Genomic DNA, 16,995 nt, shown 5'->3' on the forward strand with positions numbered 1-16,995 from the left:
CGGACCGGGTCGGCGCGCGACGCCCCCGTGCCGGAACATGCCGCTCTCGAAGCAGGCCCCTCCCGCGCCGCCCAAGGACGCCGGCGCGCCCGGTCCCGGCCGGGGCGCGGCGCACGGCGCAGCGCCCCCGTCACGCCGCCCGGTCGCGGAGTGTCACCACGTTGGTACGCACCTCCCGTGTCGTGCCGCTGACCGTCACCGCCAGAGTGAACGTGCCGGTGCGCAGGGCCGTGAGGTGGCCCGTTGCCGGGTCGAAGGAGGCCACGTGGTGGGCTCGGGCATCGTCCGGGGCTCCGATGTGGAGGTTCGGGGAGCCCGACCAGTCGGCACTGACGGGGAACGCGACCGGGACCCGGCGTGCGCCCTGGACGACCGTCGCCTTCGCGTCGCCGGTGTCGCCCGGGCGCATGACGACGGGCGTCTCGAGTTCCAGCGCGTCGACGTGGGCCCGGGTCTGGACGGAGACCCAGTCGGGCCGGGCCTCCCACGGGGCCCGGCGGGCGGCCGCCTGTTCGGCGCGGGACACCTCGTCGACGCCGACGAGTGACCAGCCGCTGAAGCCGCCTTCGTCCGCAGGCCCTGCCGGGGCTTTGCCGGAGTTGCCGTTGACGAGGTACGGCACGCCGTCGACGTGCGCGGCGTGGAAGACGCCGACGTGGCTGCCGATCAGCCCCGCGCCCTTGCCGGTCGTCCGGCGGAACTCCGCCAGCCAGTCCTCGATCAGCGCGGCTTCCTTGCGGTCGCCGAGCCGGCTTGCCTGCTGGACGGTCGGGTCGCGCGGCGGGACGTGCTGGACGACCATCACGGAGCCGATGCCCCGGTCTGCCGCGGCCGCGTCGAGCTGGGCGCGGAGTGTCCTGATCTGGGCGAGCCCGCCTCCGCGCAGGGTCAGGCTGGAGGTGTCCAGGGTGATGAAGCGGGTGCCCCGGTGGTCGAACGTCCGCTGCGCCGGGCCGAACTCGTCGGTGAAGTCGTCGATCCTGCCACCCATCACCTCGTGGTTGCCGGGCACGTAGTACCAGGGCACCTCGTCCCCCAGTTCCTCGGTGAGCACCCGGCGGGCGAACGCCAGGTCGGCGGGTGAACCCTCGTCGACGAGGTCGCCGTTGACGACCAGGAAGTCGGGGCGGGCAGACCTGATCTCGCGGAGCGTCCGGCGGGCCTGGGCGACGATCGGGCTGTCGGGGTCGCGGGCGACGAACTGTGCGTCGGACATCACGGCGAACCGCCAGTCGCGCCGCTCGGTGACGCCCGCCGGGTCGATGAGCGGGTCGGCGGAACGCGGGGGTTCGGGCAGGCCGACCGGGGGCGGCACCTGCGCTTCGAGGCGGTCGACGACGATCCGTCCGGTGTACTGCCGGGCCGCGGCGGTCTCCGCGAGATAGAAGCGGTGGACGGACAAGGGCATCGCCGCGCCCTGGGGGACGGGGAACCGCACCTGCTGCCAGCCGGTCCAGGTGACAAAGGGACCGCGCAGCAACTGGTCGGACCCGGTGGCGTCCTTGAGGTGGAGGGTGGGCCAGGCGCCGTTGCCGTCGCCCTTGATCCAGAGGGTGAAGGACCGCGGCCGGCCGGCGACCGCGATCCGCTGCGGCGGGTTGGCGTAGGCGGCCCTGGTCGCGGTGGACTTCGTGAAGTCGTAGGCGAGTTCGAGGCCGGTGCCGTCCAGTCCGTCGGGTACGGCCGCGACGGATCCGCTCGCCCTGGCCTGGCTGAAGGTCCAGGAACCGGCGTCGTCGAAGCCGGTGACGGCATGTCGTGCGAGGCCGACGCTGACGGCGAGCACGGTGCGCGCGCCGCCGGCCGTGGCGGTGATCAGTCCGGTGGTGCCGGCGCCGCCGCGTGCGGCGACGGTGAACGCGCCGCGGCCGTCGTCTCGGACGTCGAACAGGCCGTGGTCGTAGTCAAGACGTACGTCGCCGGGTTCGATGGGCGCGCTGTTGCCCTGGGCGTCCAGACCGAGGACGCCGAAGGTGCCGGTGGCGCCGGGGTCCGCGAGGGAGACGCGGCGGACGGTCGGCTCGATGCGGGCGAGATCGTCCAGCACGGTGAGGCGGATACTGCCGTGTGCGGCGCCCCGTTCGGCGCGGACGTCGGTGGTACCGCTGTGCCGCGCCCTGAAGACGCCGTCGTCGTCGACCCGGCCGACGGAGGGCCGCAGGGTCCGCCAGTGCGGCCGGCCCGCGGCGGGCCCGTAGGTCTCGTCGTGGCCGGCGGCGGTGAGCCTGCGGGTGAGTCCGGGGAAGACCCGCTCCGGGTGCCCGCCCACGACCGGATCCGCGGTGGGCGCGGCCAGGGCCGGGACGGCGGTTTCGACCCGGTAGCCGCGCAGCTGTCCGCTGCCGTCGGGGGCGGTGAGTGCGAGTCCGTTGGGAACCTCGCGCTCGCTCCCGTCGGAGGGGCTGTTCTCCACTCGGAACGCGTCGCTGCCGACGTCGCGGGCGACGAGGGTGGAGGAGCCGCCGCCGTCGAGGTTGAGCGCGTTGTGCGCACCGGCCTTCCACATCATCAGGCCGAGCTCGGTGAGGGTGACGCCGCCGCTGTCGGCCTGTCGGCCGTCGACGGTGATGATGTGCATGGTGCGGCCGTCCTCGGAGAATCCGACGGCGGTCCGCGGCGCGGTGGTGTTGTTGCCGGTGCCGTCGTGGTTCTGCGCTGCGCCGTCGACGACGAGGAGTTCGCGGCCGCCGACGGCGGTGCGCGGCAGGGGGCCGCCGTCGGTGCGCGGCCGGTAGGCGATCTTCACCGGGTCGCCGGGCTTCAGCGCCGAGAGGACGGCAGCCCCCGCCTCCCTCCCGACGAGCACGGTGGTGCCGGCGGCGACGCCCCCGCTGCCGGGGCGGTCCGTGACCGCGACGACCTTGCCGTCGCGGACGGCGGCCTCCGCCACGGGCGTCGCGGCGTCGACGGTGAGGGCCCGGTCGGCCTCGCCCCAGGCGGAGGTGTACGCGCCGATACCGCCGGCGGGCACGTTCGCGGCGTTGTAGGCGCCGAGCCGGTGCTCGCCACCGGGCACGGTGAGGACGCCGTCGAAGTACAGCTGCAGGATCCGTCCCGCACCCCCGGGGCCGATGCCGACGGCCCGGTGGGCGCCGGGGGCGGGCGAGTGGGTGAAGCGGCCGCCCTTGATGCCGGGGCCCTGCGGTGCGCCGGTCTGGTTGATGTCGAAGAAGTCCGCGTTGACGGCGGCGACGGTGCGACGGCCCCGGCCGGGGTCGTGCCGGGCGGCGAGTTCGGAGACGCTGTGCCGGTCGGTGACCTTGCCGGTCGACAGGTAGTCAGCCTGTATGCCGCCGCCGAGGTCGACGGAGAGGGTGTCGACGCGCAGCCACTTGTCGGCTTCGAGACGGTCGTACGAGGTGAGTTCGACACCGGGCGCCACGGGCCGGGAGCTGCGGGCGGTCTCGATGCCGTCCGGGTCGGCGACGGCGGTGGGGCTGCCGTCCGGGGTGCTCGCGGGGGGCGGCGCGACGGGCCGCAGCATCTCGGCCGACTCCCGGGGCGGCGGTGGTACGGGATCGGCGGCGGCGGGGACGGTGGCCCCGACCGAGAGTGCGGTCAGCGTCGCGACCAGCACGACGGTGCGTCTTGCTCTGCCAAGGCCCACAACATCTCCTGGAGGATGGCTGGTTGAGCACGTGGTAAGCGCTGTCGGCGGACAGCATCGCCGGGCCGGGGGGATCGCGCCAGAGAATCGGAACGACGGACGGAGGAACAGGTGGTGCCTGGCATCTTCGCGTGGCGGGGCCGGGTGATGCGACGTCACCACGCCGACGGGGGCGGTGCCTCGCCGTTCGGCGCAAGGACGCGTCCCGTCACACGCGAAGCCGCCCCCTCGACGGGTCGAGTGGGCGGCTCGTGGTGCAGGCGGCCGTCTCGCACGACGGCCGGGCGGCGGCAGGGCGGCCGGGCCGAGGACGGCCCGCCCGCGCTGCGCGTCACATCGGCGTGAACATCAGTGCTGGGCGCCGCGGCGGCAGCGCGCGGCCCACATGATGCCGCCGCCGGCCAGGATCACGGCGGCTGCCGCCCCGGCGATCAGCGGGGTGGTGCTGGAGCCACCGGTCTCCGCGAGACCGCCGCCGGGCGCAGTGGTGCTCGGCTCGGCCGACGGCGTCGCGGGGGCGGTGGTGCTCGGCGTGCCGCCGGGGGCGTCCGAGGACACGCTCGGCGTCGGCGCGGGAGGCGTCGAGGGGGGCGTCGTCGACGGCGACGGGCTCGGCGTGTCGTCCTCGCAGACGGGCGCGGTCTTGGTCTCGTCGCGGGAGAACCGGTCCCCGTCGCCGGCCTTGACGATCAGGCGGACGGTGACTTCCTTGTCATGCGCGGGCAGTTCCAGCTTGTCGTGGAACTCCTTCTTGAAGGTCGTCACCGGCAGCAGGTCCTCGCCGTCCACCGTGATGGTCACGGTGTTGTGCGCGATGGGGCTGTACGCGGTCAGGTCCACGCTGACCTGGTCGCAGGTCACCGACCATACCGGTGTGTGCGCGAACACCGGTGCGGCGAACAGGCCGACGCCGAGTGCGCCGGCCGACGCGACGGCTACGAGTGCTCCTGCACGCCGCCACGTTTTTCCGTTCTCAGTCACTGCTTCCTCCACACTTACCGCGTTCTTCGGTCCGGCGGTGCGCGCACAGTACCGCCGGGGCAGCACGGTCTCCCAACCGGGCTGCCTCCTTTGCGCAGTGGAGGGCTGAAAAGCCGTCAGTCAATGCCGCGGCGGGTGGCGCGGGTCCATGCGGGCAGTACGAACCAGCACACCACGAACCACACCACCATGGCGGCGACCAGCCACAGCGCGATGGTGTCGTCGAGGACGACACGGAGAATCAGCAGCAGCGCGCACGCCATGGTGCACAGCAGCAGCACCAGCCCCACCATGGTCAGGCGGGAGGCCCAGGCCACCGTCTCCGTCTTCAGCCGCCGCCCGGTGAGCATCCGGTGGAACGCGACCGGCCCGACGAGCACCCCGGTGGTGGCCGCGCCCAGCATGACGGTCACGGAGTAGATGGTCTGGTCCGTCTGAGACAACTGCTCGAAGCGCGGCTGAAACGCGACGGTCAAGAGGAATCCGAAGAGGATCTGCACACCGGTCTGCGCGACCCTCAGTTCCTGAACAAGATCGACCCACTTCCTGTCGGCCCTTTCCTCCTCCGTCTCGTCGCGCCCGGGACCGCCGTTTCCCTTTCCGTCATCGTTTTCCCTGTTCCGGTCCATCACGCTCAGGCTCCCTTCGCGTCGGACAGTGTGCGGCGGGAAAATGTGGGCACCCGCTGTTATGGAGGTGCTGACAATGGTTCCTATCCTGCTCGTTCTTCTTCTCGCCGTCATTCTTTTCGGTGCCGGATTCGCGGTGGAGGTCCTCTGGTGGATCGCCCTCGCCGTTCTGGTGATCTGGCTGCTGGGATTCGTCCTGCGCGGGACGTCGGCAGGTGGCGGGCGCTCCCGCTGGTACAGGTGGTAGACGGCGATCGGAGGGCCGCTCCTATCGCAGGGCGGCGAGTCGGCGGCCGGCCGGGCCCAGTGCCCGCCGGCCGCCGAGCGCGTCGCCCCACGGTGCGGTACGGGCCTGCTCCAGCGCGTCGGCAACGGTCCTGCGCCGCGGGCCGAGGCCAGGATCCGCCAGCTGGTCCCAGCTGAGGGGCGTGGCGACCGGGGCGCCGGGCCTGGCGCGCACCGAATAGGGCACCACGGCTGTCTGCGCGTACCCGTTGCGCTGCACGTCCAGATAGAGACGGTCGCCACGGGCCTGTTTGCGCGCGGCCGTGGTCAGCCGGTCCGGGTCGCGCTCCGCGAGGGTGTCCGCGACCTCCTGGGCGAAGGCACGCGTCGCGTCGAAGTCCGTGTCCCCGGTCAGCGGAACGATCACATGGAGTCCCCGCGAGCCGGTGGTCATCAGCACGGACGCGAGGCGCAGATCGTCGAGGAGTTCTCCGAGTTGCCGCGCGGCCCGGCGTACGGCGTCGAAACCGTCCGCCGAGTCGCCCGAGGGTCCAGGTCGAACACCAGCCGGGCGGGGTACTGCGGTCTGCGGGCGCGTGACTGCCAGCGGTGGAGGGTGATGCGTGCCTGGTCGGCGAGGTGCATCAGGGTGGCCGTGTTGTCGCACACGGTGCCGTCCGCCTTTGCGACCTCCACTCTGCGTACCCAGTCCGGGTAGCCGTCCGGGGTGTTCTTCTGCATGAAGCGGGGCCCGTCGATGCCGTCGGGGTGCCGTTCCAGCATCAACGGCCTGTCGCGCAGATGGGGCAGCATGTGGGGCGCGATCGCCCGGTAGTACTCGGCGAGGCCGGCCTTGGTGATCCCGTCGTCCGGGAACAGCACCTTGTCGGGCCGCCGGATACGGACGATGCGCCCGCCCGCGCGTACCCGGTGCGTCCGCTCCTCCTTCACGGGCGCACCATGGCTTCCGCGACGAGCAGACGCACGGCCGCCGCGATGGACTCGGCGTCGATACCCGAGGTGTGCAGCTGCTCCTCGGGCGTGGCGGAGGCGGGGATGTTGCCGACCCCGAGCCGCACCAGCCGGGGCATGGGACGGCCGTCGGAGAACGCTTCGGCGACCGCGTCGCCGAGGCCGCCCTCGGTGCGGTGGTCCTCCACGGTCAGCAGGCAGCCGGTGTCGTCGGCCGCCGCCTGCAGGGTGCCGCCGTCGACCGGCTTGACCGAGTACAGGTCGACGACCCGCACCGGGATGCCTTCGCGATCCAGCAGCGCGGCGGCGGCCAGCGACTCGTGGACGGTGACGCCCGCGGCGACGACGCAGACACGGTCGCGGTGGGAGGAGCGCAGCACCTTGCAGCCGCCGACCGGGAAGTCCTCGTCGGGGCCGTAGAGGACCGGCATGTCGGAGCGGCTGGTGCGCAGATAGCTGATGTTCGGCAGGTCGGCCATGGCGGCGACGAGCCGGGCCGTCTGGTTGCCGTCGCACGGGTAGAGAACGGTGCTGCCGGGCACGGAGCGGAACATCGCAAGGTCTTCGAGGCCCATCTGGGACGGCCCGTCCTGGCCGATGGCGACGCCCGCGTGGGAGCCGACGAGGTTGACTGAGGCGCGGCTGACGGCCGCCATCCGTACGAAGTCGTGGGCGCGGGTCAGGAACGCGGCGAAGGTGGACGCGAAGGGGACGTAGCCCCGGGCGTACATCCCCACGGCCGCGGCGACCAGCTGCTGTTCGGCGATGTAGCACTGGAAGTACCGGTCGGGGTGCTCCTTGGCGAAGTACTCGGCCCGGGTCGAGTCGCCCACCTCCGCGTCGAGCGCCACGACGTCCGTGCGGGCGGCGCCGAGTGCCGTGAGCGCTTCGCCGTACGCGGTGCGGGTGGCGACATCGTCGCCCTTCTCGTACGCGGGCAGGGCCAGTCCGCCGCTGCGGCGGGCGTGCATCACGCGGGCCGCGGGCGGTGCCTGGACCTCGATGCGGGCGGTGCGCGGCCCGCCGAGTTCGGCGATCGCCTCCTCGGCGTCGGGCAGCGGTTTGCCGTGCTTGCCTTCCTGGTCCTGCACGGCGCTCACCCCGCGGCCCTTCTCGGTGCGGGCGATCACCGCGGTGGGGCGGCCGACGGTGGCGGCGGCTTCGGAGAGGGCGTCGTCGACGGCCCTGACGTCGTGTCCGTCGATCTCGACGGTGTGCCAGCCGTGGGCCCGCAGCCGGCGCCCGTAGGCGTCGAGGTCCCAGCCGAAGCGGGTGGGTCCGCGCTGGCCGAGCCGGTTCACGTCGAGGAGCAGGGTGAGATTGTCCAGTTGCTCGTACGAGGCGTGCTCGACGGCCTCCCACACGGAGCCCTCCGCCATCTCGCTGTCACCGGACAGCACCCACACGCGGTAGGGGATCTCGTCCAGCCGCTTGCCGGCGAGCGCCATGCCGACGCCGACGGGCAGTCCCTGACCCAGTGATCCGGTGGCGACGTCGACCCAGGGCAGCCTCGGGGTGGGGTGCCCTTCGAGGCGGCTGCCCTTCTTGCGGAAGGTGAGCAGTTCCTCGTCGTCGATGGCCCCCGCCGCCAGGTACATGGCATACAGCAGCGGCGAGGCGTGCCCCTTGGAGAGCACGAGGCGGTCGTTGCCCGCGTGCTCCGGGCGGTCGAAGTCGTAGCGCAGATGGCGGGCCAGGAGTACGGCGCCGAGTTCGGCCGCGGACATGGAGGAGGTGGGGTGGCCGGAGCCTGCCGCGTCGGCGGCACGCACCGCGTCCACGCGCAACTGCTGCGCCAGCTCGGCGAGTTGTTCGTCCTGCATCTCAGCTCTCCTTGGAGGGGGTGGCCGGGACACGAGCCAGTTCGGGCGAGGCCGTGTCCAACGGGACCGAGCCGGAACGCACGAGTCCCAGCTGGACCGCCTGCCGCGGCAGTACGGCGTCCAGCACCCAGTCGGCGGCGACACGCACCCGGTTCCCGGGCATCGCCGCGAGGTGGTAGCCGCGGGTGACGGCGCCCGCGAGAGGTCCTGACAGCGCCACGCCGAGGGGGTTGGCGGCCGCCTTGACGCCGCCGAGGTCGACGGCGAAGCCGAGGTCGTGGTGCGCGTAGGTGCGGGTGGTGCCGCGACCGAGCGACGCGGCGACGTTGTGGCCGGCCGTCCTGCCCTGCCGGGAGGCGTGCTGCGCCGTCATCGGTGTGTACTCGCCGGGGCGGGTGACGTCGGGGACCGCGGCGGCGTCGCCACAGGCGAAGACTTCGGGGCGGCCGGGCACGGTGAGCCTGGAGTCGACGACCAGCCGGCCGCGCTCGACGGGCAGCCCCACGTCGGAGACCAGGGGATCGGGGCGTACGCCCACGCACCAGACGAGGGTGCGGGTGGCGATGTCGTCACCGTCGTCGAGCAGGGCCCCGGTCGCCGTGGCCTCCTTGACGGAGGTGTTGGTACGGACCTCGACGCCCCGTTCGCGCAGCACCCGGTCCGCGGTGTCCGAGAGCCTGCGGTCCAGTTCGGGCAGCACCCGGTCCGCGATGTCCACCAGGATCCAGCGTGGCCGGACGCCGACGTGTCCGACGCGCTGCCGGTCGGCCAGCGCCCGGGTGAACAGCGCTCCCTGGGCGGCGACTTCGGTTCCGGTGTAGCCGGCTCCGACGACGACGAAGGTCCGCCGGGCGGCGCGTTCCTCGGCGCTGTCCGCCGAGGCGGAGAGCTCCATCTGGCGGGTGAGGTGGTCCCTCAGGTACAGCGCCTCCGGCAGGCCGCGGAAGCCGTGTGCGTGTTCGGCGATGCCGGGCACGGGCAGCAGCTTGTTCACACTGCCGACGGCCAGGACGAGCCGGTCGTACGCCAGCCGGCCGGTGGCGCCCTCGGGTCCTTCGTAGTGGACCTGCCGGCCGTCCAGGTCGACCTCGGTGGCCTGGCCGAGCACCAGGCGGACCCGCGGCAGTGCGCCGGGCAGGGAGACCGTGACGCGTCGGGGTTCAAGGACTCCGGCCGCCACCTGCGGAAGCAGCGGAAGGTAGAGGAAGTAGTCGGTCGGGTTGAGCAGGACCACCTCTGCCTTGTCCCGCAGGTTCCGGCTGAGCGTGCGGGCCGCCTGGAAGCCGGCGAACCCGGCTCCGACGACCACGACTCGGGAACGGCTCACGATGGGCTCCGTCCGCGAACGGGGATGGATACGGAATGCGCACGTCGGGCGCGGGTCCCGGGTGCCCGTGGCCCCGGTCGTCAAACCACGGGTCGGGCGCCTGCCGCGTCACTCGTAGGCGCGGCGGTGGGGATCCTCGACCACCGGCGTGGCGGGTGGCACGACCACGCGCCTGCGCCGGGCGATGCTGGTGAAGGTGGCGACGCCGATGATGCCGACGGCCATGAGGATCAGTCCGATGACGTCGAGGTTGGCGCCCTCCAACTCCCAGTCGGTGGCGAACGTGAGGATCGCGCCGGCGGCTATCAGGATGATGCATCCACCAAGACCCATGTGTCTCACCTGTCTCCGTAGGTCGGATGGTCCGGTTGCGGGTACCCGACCGAGGTAGGGCCCATGCATCGCGGCCCGCCGGCGGCGGGCCGCGGGTAGGGCACGGCGGCCAATGGATCAAGAGAACCCGGAGAGGGCAAAGTCACAGCCGTCCACCCTGCTGTGACTCTGGGTGGCTGACCTACGATCCGTGGCATGACGGTCCTTCCCGATGACGGGTTCTCACTGGCCGCCGAATTCCCGGATGCGGACCACGAGCAGTGGCAGCGCCTGGTCGAAGGCGTGCTGCGCAAGGCAGGCAAGGACGCGGCGGGGCCGGCGGCCGAAGACGCGCTGTCCACGGCCCTGGAGGACGGGATCACCACCCGTCCGCTCTACACGGCCGGCGACGACGCGCACCCTGCCGGCTCCGCGGGCTTCCCGGGGTTCGCGCCGTTCACCCGCGGCGGCACACCGCACGGTGCTGCCGTGGCGGGCTGGGACGTGCGCCAGCGCCACGAGCGGCCGGACGCGGCCCGTACCAACGAGGCGGTGCTGGCCGACCTGGAGAACGGCGCCGCCTCCGTGTGGCTGGCCGCCGGTGAGACCGGCGTACCCGTAGAGGACCTGGCCACGGCGCTGGACGGAGTCCATCTGGATCTGGCCCCCGTGGTGCTCGACGCGGGCGGCGCCTTCGACGCGGCGGCACGCGAACTGCTCGGCCTGTTCGAGAAGCGGGGTGTGGCGCCCGAGGCGGCGCTCGGCCGTCTCGGCGCGGATCCGCCGGGCCACGCCGCGCGCACCGGCCGCCACGGGGACATCGAGGAGGGGACCGCCGCGGCGTCCGAACTCGCCGCCCTGTGCCACCGGTCGTACCCGAATCTGCGCGCGGTGAGCGTCGACGCGCTCCCGTACCACGAGGCCGGGGCGAGCGCCGCCCAGGAGCTGGGCTGCTCGCTGGCGACCGGCGTCCTGTGGCTGCGTGAGCTGACCGGCGCGGGGCTGGACGTGGACGCGGCCTGCGGGCAGCTGGAGTTCCGGTACGCGGCCACCGCCGACCAGTTCCTGACGATCGCCAAGCTGCGGGCGGCACGCCGGCTGTGGTCCCGGGTGGCCGAGGTGTGCGGTGCGACCGGCCCGGCCGGGGCGCAGCGCCAGCACGCGGTGACGTCGACGGTGATGATGGCGCGGCGCGACCCGTGGGTGAACATGCTGCGCACGACGGTCGCCTCCCTGGCCGCAGGTGTCGGCGGAGCCGACGCGGTGACCGTGCTTCCGTTCGACCACGCGCTGGGCCTGCCGGACGCGTTCGCGCGCCGCATCGCCCGCAACACGTCGACGATCCTCGTCGAGGAGTCGCATCTGGGCCGGGTCGTGGACCCGGCGGGCGGCTCCTGGTACGTGGAACGGCTCACGGACCGGCTCGCGCAGGCGGCCTGGGCCTGGTTCCAGGAGATCGAGCGTGCGGGCGGCCTGGCCGCAGCGCTGCGCGGCGGTCTGCTCGAGGAGCGGATCGGCGCCACGTGGGAGGCCCGCCGCCGGAAGCTGGCCACCCGCCGCGAACCAGTCACCGGCGTGAGCGAGTTCCCGCTGCTGGGGCAGGCGGCGGTGGAGCGCGACCCGGCTCCGCGCAGGCCCGCGGGCGGACTTCCCGTGGTCCGCCGCGACGAGGCGTTCGAGGCACTGCGGGCCCGCTCCGACGCGCACCTGGCGGCGACGGGCGCCCGGCCCGCGGTGTTCCTCGCGGCGCTCGGCCCGGCCGCTGTGCACACCGCGCGTGCGGGCTTCGCGGCCAACCTCTTCCAGGCGGGCGGTATCGAGCCGGTGCACGAACCGGTGACCGTGGACGCGGCCTCGGCCGCCGCGGCGTTCGCCGCGAGCGGCGCCGCCGTCGCCTGCATCTGCTCCAGCGACGCGCTCTACGCGGAGCAGGCCGCCGAGGTGGCCGGGGCCCTGAAGGCGGCCGGCGCGCGCCGGGTGTACCTCGCCGGGCGGCCCGGCGAGCAGCGTGAGACGTACGAGAGGGCCGGGGTCGACGAGTTCGTCGTCGCGGGCGGCGACGCGGTCGCCGTGCTCACCGGGGCCCTCGACCGGATCGGAGTGGTGTGATGGGCATCCCGGACTTCACGGGGATCGAGCTGGGGCCCGCCGCCGCGGGGACGGCCGATCGGGAGCAGTGGCAGGCGGCCGTCGAGGCGGCCACCGGCAAGGAGCCCGGTGAGCTGGTGTGGGAGACACCGGAGGGCATCGGGGTCAAACCGCTGTACACGGACGGGGATCTGGCGGGCGTCGACTTCCTCTCGACGTATCCGGGCGTGGCGCCGTATCTGCGCGGTCCGTACCCGACGATGTACGCCAACCAGCCCTGGACGATCCGCCAGTACGCCGGATTCTCCACGGCCGAGGAGTCGAACGCTTTTTACCGGCGCAATCTCGCGGCCGGCCAGAAGGGTCTGTCGGTCGCCTTCGACCTGCCGACGCACCGCGGATACGACAGCGACCACCCGCGGGTGACCGGCGACGTCGGAATGGCCGGTGTGGCGATCGACTCGATCTACGACATGCGGCAGCTGTTCGACGGCATCCCGCTGGACCGCATGAGCGTGTCGATGACGATGAACGGCGCGGTCCTCCCGGTGCTCGCGCTGTACATCGTGGCCGCGGAGGAGCAGGGCGTACCGGCCGAGAAGCTGGCGGGGACCATCCAGAACGACATCCTCAAGGAGTTCATGGTCCGCAACACCTACATCTATCCGCCGGGCCCCTCGATGCGGATCATCTCGGACATCTTCGCGTTCACCTCGCAGAGGATGCCGCGCTACAACTCGATCTCCATCTCGGGCTACCACATCCAGGAGGCCGGGGCCACGGCCGACCTGGAGCTGGCGTACACGCTGGCCGACGGCATGGAGTATCTGCGGGCGGGTGTCGCGGCGGGTATGGACGTGGACGCGTTCGCACCCCGGCTGTCGTTCTTCTGGGCGATCGGCATGAACTTCTTCATGGAGATCGCCAAGCTGCGGGCGGCGCGGCTGCTGTGGGCGAAGCTGGTGAAGCGGTTCGACCCGAAGAACCCCAAGTCGCTGTCACTGCGCACCCATTCGCAGACCTCCGGTTGGTCGCTGACGGCGCAGGACGTCTTCAACAACGTCACCCGCACCTGTGTCGAGGCGATGGCCGCGACACAGGGCCACACCCAGTCGCTGCACACCAACGCCCTCGACGAGGCGCTGGCGCTGCCGACCGACTTCTCCGCCCGCATCGCACGCAACACCCAGCTGCTGCTCCAGCAGGAGTCGGGCACCTGTCGGGTCATCGACCCGTGGGGCGGCAGCGCCTACGTCGAGAAGCTGACGTACGACCTCGCCCGGCGTGCCTGGCAGCACATCGAGGAGGTCGAGGCAGCGGGCGGCATGGCGAAGGCCATCGACGCCGGTATCCCCAAGCTGCGGGTCGAGGAGGCCGCGGCCCGCACCCAGGCCCGTATCGACTCGGGCCGGCAGCCGGTGATCGGGGTGAACAAGTACCGGGTGGAGACCGACGAGCAGATCGAGGTGCTCAAGGTCGACAACTCCCAGGTGCGCACCCAGCAGATCGAGAAGCTGCGGCGGTTGCGCGCGGAACGCGACGAGACCGCCTGCCAGGACGCGCTGCGCGCCCTGACCGCGGCGGCCGAGGCCGGGCCCGCGCGGGGCGGCGGCCTGGAGGGCAACCTGCTGGCGCTGGCCGTGGACGCGGCCCGTGCCATGGCCACCGTCGGTGAGATCTCCGACGCCCTGGAGAAGGTGTACGGCAGGCACTCCGGCCAGATCCGTACGATCTCGGGCGTGTACAGGAACGAGGCGGGTATGTCGCCCGCGGTGGACGAGACCCGTGCCCTGGTCGACGCCTTCGAGCAGGACGAGGGCCGCCGGCCGCGGATCCTGGTCGCCAAGATGGGGCAGGACGGTCACGACCGCGGCCAGAAGGTGATCGCGACCGCGTTCGCCGACCTCGGTTTCGACGTGGACGTCGGCCCGCTGTTCCAGACGCCGGCCGAGGTGGCGCGGCAGGCGGTCGAGGCGGACGTGCACATCGTCGGCGTCTCGTCGCTCGCCGCCGGGCATCTGACGCTGGTGCCCGCGCTGCGCGAGCGGCTGGCGGCGGAGGGACGCGACGACATCATGATCGTCGTGGGCGGGGTGATCCCGCCGCAGGACGTCCCCGCGCTGCGCGAGGCCGGTGCGGCGGCCGTCTTCCCGCCGGGCACGGTCATCCCGGACGCCGCCAGGGATCTGGTGCGGACGCTGGCCGCCTCGCTCGGCCACGAGTCATAGGCCCATGCCGCCGACGATCGACATCGACGCGTATGTGAAGGGCGTGCGTGACGGTTCGCGGGCGTACATCGCCCGCGCCGTCACGCTGGTGGAGTCGGCCCGCCCCGACCACCGGGTGCTCGCCCAGCGGTTGCTGACCGAGCTGCTGCCGTTCGCGGGGGACGCGAGGAGGGTCGGGATCAGCGGGGTGCCCGGCGTCGGCAAGTCCACGTTCATCGACGCGCTCGGCTCGATGCTCACCGGGCTCGGCCACCGGGTGGCGGTCCTCGCCGTCGACCCGTCGTCCAGCCGCACCGGCGGCTCGATCCTGGGTGACAAGACCCGGATGGAGCGCCTGGCGGTGGACCCGGCGGCGTTCGTACGCCCCTCCCCCAGCTCGGGGACGCTGGGCGGCGTCGCCCGGGCGACCAGGGAGACGATGGTCGTCATGGAGGCCGCCGGCTACGACGTCGTGCTCGTGGAGACGGTCGGCGTCGGCCAGTCGGAGACCGCCGTGGCGGGCATGGTCGACTCGTTCCTGCTGCTCAGCCTCGCCCGCACCGGCGACCAGCTGCAGGGCATCAAGAAGGGCGTGCTGGAGCTGGCCGACGTCATCGCGGTCAACAAGGCCGACGGTCCGCACGAGCGGGACGCCCGCTCGGCCGCCCGTGAACTGGCGGGGGCCCTGCGGCTGATGAACCCGGCGGACGCCGCTTGGACCCCGCCGGTGCTGTCGTGCAGCGCCCGTGAGGGCGCGGGCCTCGACACCGTCTGGGAGCGGCTGGAGCAGCACCGAGCGGTGCTGTCGGCGGCAGGCGCTCTCGACGCCAAGCGGCGCGAGCAGCAGATCGAGTGGACATGGGCCATGGTCCACGACACCCTGCTGGACCGGCTGCGCCGGCATCCCGGGGTACGGGAGCTGGCACCCGGTCTCGAACAGCGGGTGCGGAACGGGGAGTTGACCGCCACCCTCGCGGCCGAGCGCATCCTCGACGCCTTCGGGAGGCCATAGAGCGCGAGGCCGCGGGGAGGGCCGGGCACGGAGGTCCGCCGATCCTCCGTGCCCGGCCCGTTCTCCCATCCCATGGCCGCTCGGCCGATCTCCGGGTCCCCGTCTCCCGCGGCCCCAAACATCGCCTCGCCCGATCGCCGCGCCGTACGGCCGTCCGTCCGTGTCACGGCCGGACGAGCGGGGTACCCGGCCCGCGGCAGCCGCCCGGAACGGGCCGGCAGGGACCCCACCACTGGAAGGCGAGCAGCGATGGCAGAGATCGTGAGAGAAGTCATGACGGCCGGTGTGGCGGCGGTCCGGCCGGACGCCTCACTGGTCGAGGCGGCACGGCTGATGCGGGACCTGGACATCGGCGACGTACTGGTCGCCGACGGCGACCGCGTGGTCGGCATGCTCACCGACCGGGACATCACCCTCCGCGCGGTGGCCGAGGGAGCCGATCCGGTCGGTGTCAGTGCCGGATCCGCGTGCACCCCCGATCCCGTGTGCGTCACCCCTGAGGACTCGGTGGCGTCGGCCGTGCGGCTGATGCGCACCCATGCGGTGCGCCGGCTGCCCGTGGTGGAGGACGGCCGCCCGCTCGGCGTGGTGAGCATCGGTGATCTGGCCGTCGACCGGGATCCCGGCTCGGCGCTGGCGGAGATCAGTCTGGCCGACGGCAACAACGAGAGGAGCTGATCATGCGGATCGCGTTTCTGACGGCCCCGGAAGGGGTCGAGCAGGTCGAACTGACGGAGCCGTGGAAGGCGGTGTCCGACGCCGGTGACGAGCCGCGGCTGGTGTCGACGCGTTCCGGCAGGGTGCAGGCGTTCAATCACCTCGACAAGGCGGACACCTTCCCCGTCGACCAGGTGGCCGCCGACGCCTCGGTGGACGACTTCGGCGCCCTGGTGCTGCCCGGCGGTGTCGCCAATCCCGACGCGCTGCGGATGGACAAGGACGCCGTCGCGTTCGTGAAGGCGTTCTTCGACGCGGGCAGGCCGGTCGCGGCGATCTGCCACGCGCCGTGGACGCTGATCGAGGCGGACGTGGTGCGCGGACGCACCATGACCTCCTGGCCGAGTCTGCGCACGGATCTGCTCAACGCGGGCGCCGACTGGGTGGACGAACGGGTCAAGGTCTGCGACGCCGCGCCCGGCACGCTGATCACCAGCCGCAAGCCGGGCGATCTCGAGGCGTTCTGCGAGACCTTCACCGCGGAGTTCGCCAGGTTCGCCGGTGCGGGGGCGAGCGCGGGCCGCTGAACGGTCCCGCCGACGGCGTCGGGCATAAAGGCATCGCGGCGGGACGCCGGGGCGGGCGCTGCGCGCCCGCCCCGGCCCGCGTTCACCCGGCCCAGGGCCTCCCCGCCCGCGTCCGCGCTCACGGCTGCCGCGACCGAAACGCCCACACCCGGGACCTCACGGCTGCCGGGGCCTCACGGCTGCCGCGACCGAAACGCCCGCACCCGGGGCCTCACGGCACCCGGGACCTCACGGCTGCCGCGACCGGGCACCGGCTCGGGTGCGGCCGGACGCGACGGGTCGCTCGGGGTGGCGCCGCAGATACTCCGCCTCCAGGTCCGCCATCCGCACGTTGTGCGCCTCCAGGGCTGCGGCCGAACCGTAGAGCAGTGTGTCGTGCCTGCTGCGGTGGATGGTCTCGAGTTCCCGCAGCAGGTCCTGTTCGCCGAGTTCCGCCGGGTCGACGCCCGTGTGCCGCTGCCCGTGCTCGTGCTCGTGCTCGTTCACGGCGACCGTCCCCTTCCGAGTGGTGCTGGTCATGGCGTGTGGTGGTCGGCCTTACGGGTACCCGCTCGTGACGCGATATCCG

General features: G+C 72.8%; 13 protein-coding genes and 1 pseudogene. 6 read left to right on the top strand and 8 right to left on the bottom strand.

Annotated features, from left to right (window positions below):
* Nucleotides 1-130 precede the first annotated feature (130 nt).
* The 3 genes from AB0903_RS15435 to AB0903_RS15445 all read right to left on the bottom strand — a co-directional run bounded on the left by AB0903_RS15435 (nt 131) and on the right by AB0903_RS15445 (nt 5,217).
* A complete protein-coding gene (locus AB0903_RS15435; protein ID WP_366703033.1) occupies nt 131-3,484 on the bottom strand; it encodes a phosphodiester glycosidase family protein in 3,354 nt (1,117 codons plus the stop codon).
* A 471-nt stretch (nt 3,485-3,955) separates the two neighbouring features.
* Nucleotides 3,956-4,588, bottom strand: a complete 633-nt coding sequence (locus AB0903_RS15440; protein ID WP_366702894.1) for an LAETG motif-containing sortase-dependent surface protein — start codon at nt 4,586-4,588, stop codon at nt 3,956-3,958.
* A 116-nt stretch (nt 4,589-4,704) separates the two neighbouring features.
* Entirely contained in the window at nt 4,705-5,217 is a 513-nt protein-coding gene (locus AB0903_RS15445; RefSeq protein ID WP_366702896.1) for a DUF6328 family protein, read from the bottom strand.
* Nucleotides 5,218-5,293: 76 nt separating this feature from the next.
* On the opposite strand from AB0903_RS15445, the gene AB0903_RS15450 reads away from it, so the two are divergent.
* Nucleotides 5,294-5,464 (top strand): hydrophobic protein, encoded by a 171-nt coding sequence (locus AB0903_RS15450; protein ID WP_366702898.1) that lies wholly within the window; start codon nt 5,294-5,296, stop codon nt 5,462-5,464.
* 21 nt (nt 5,465-5,485) lie between these two features.
* Here the strand turns inward: AB0903_RS15450 and ligD are convergent.
* The 4 genes and pseudogenes from ligD to AB0903_RS15470 form a co-directional block, all read right to left on the bottom strand.
* Nucleotides 5,486-6,393: pseudogene (gene ligD, locus AB0903_RS15455) on the bottom strand (non-homologous end-joining DNA ligase).
* Nucleotides 6,390-8,237, bottom strand: a complete 1,848-nt coding sequence (locus tag AB0903_RS15460; protein WP_366702900.1) for a transketolase — start codon at nt 8,235-8,237, stop codon at nt 6,390-6,392. Before AB0903_RS15460 ends, ligD begins: the two are co-directional and overlap by 4 nt.
* Nucleotide 8,238: 1 nt before the next feature.
* On the bottom strand, nt 8,239-9,564 hold the full coding sequence (locus tag AB0903_RS15465; protein ID WP_366702902.1) for an NAD(P)/FAD-dependent oxidoreductase: 1,326 nt from the start codon (nt 9,562-9,564) through the stop codon (nt 8,239-8,241).
* Nucleotides 9,565-9,672: 108 nt separating this feature from the next.
* The gene (locus tag AB0903_RS15470) at nt 9,673-9,897 is read right to left on the bottom strand and encodes a DUF6458 family protein (RefSeq protein WP_366702904.1); all 225 of its coding nucleotides are present in this window, start codon (nt 9,895-9,897) and stop codon (nt 9,673-9,675) included.
* 195 nt (nt 9,898-10,092) lie between these two features.
* On the opposite strand from AB0903_RS15470, the gene AB0903_RS15475 reads away from it, so the two are divergent.
* The 5 genes from AB0903_RS15475 (at nt 10,093) to AB0903_RS15495 (ending at nt 16,427) form a co-directional block, all read left to right on the top strand.
* Nucleotides 10,093-11,985: a methylmalonyl-CoA mutase family protein gene (locus AB0903_RS15475; protein ID WP_366702906.1), complete on the top strand. Its 1,893-nt coding sequence runs from the start codon at nt 10,093-10,095 to the stop codon at nt 11,983-11,985.
* A complete protein-coding gene (gene scpA, locus AB0903_RS15480) occupies nt 11,985-14,192 on the top strand; it encodes a methylmalonyl-CoA mutase (RefSeq protein ID WP_366702908.1) in 2,208 nt (735 codons plus the stop codon). Before AB0903_RS15475 ends, scpA begins: the two co-directional genes overlap by 1 nt.
* A gap of 4 nt (nt 14,193-14,196) precedes the next feature.
* On the top strand, nt 14,197-15,183 hold the full coding sequence (gene meaB / locus AB0903_RS15485; protein ID WP_366702910.1) for a methylmalonyl Co-A mutase-associated GTPase MeaB: 987 nt from the start codon (nt 14,197-14,199) through the stop codon (nt 15,181-15,183).
* A 249-nt stretch (nt 15,184-15,432) separates the two neighbouring features.
* Entirely contained in the window at nt 15,433-15,861 is a 429-nt protein-coding gene (locus AB0903_RS15490) for a CBS domain-containing protein (RefSeq protein WP_366702912.1), read from the top strand.
* Nucleotides 15,862-15,863: 2 nt separating this feature from the next.
* Complete coding sequence (locus tag AB0903_RS15495) at nt 15,864-16,427, top strand: type 1 glutamine amidotransferase domain-containing protein (RefSeq protein ID WP_366702914.1); 564 nt, start codon at nt 15,864-15,866, stop codon at nt 16,425-16,427.
* A gap of 228 nt (nt 16,428-16,655) precedes the next feature.
* Here the strand turns inward: AB0903_RS15495 and AB0903_RS15500 are convergent, their stop codons facing one another.
* Nucleotides 16,656-16,913 (bottom strand): DUF6158 family protein, encoded by a 258-nt coding sequence (locus AB0903_RS15500; RefSeq protein WP_366703035.1) that lies wholly within the window; start codon nt 16,911-16,913, stop codon nt 16,656-16,658.
* Nucleotides 16,914-16,995 lie beyond the last annotated feature (82 nt).

It is taken from the genome of Streptomyces sp. NPDC048389, from assembly GCF_040706335.1.
Classification (GTDB): Bacteria; Actinomycetota; Actinomycetes; order Streptomycetales; family Streptomycetaceae; genus Streptomyces.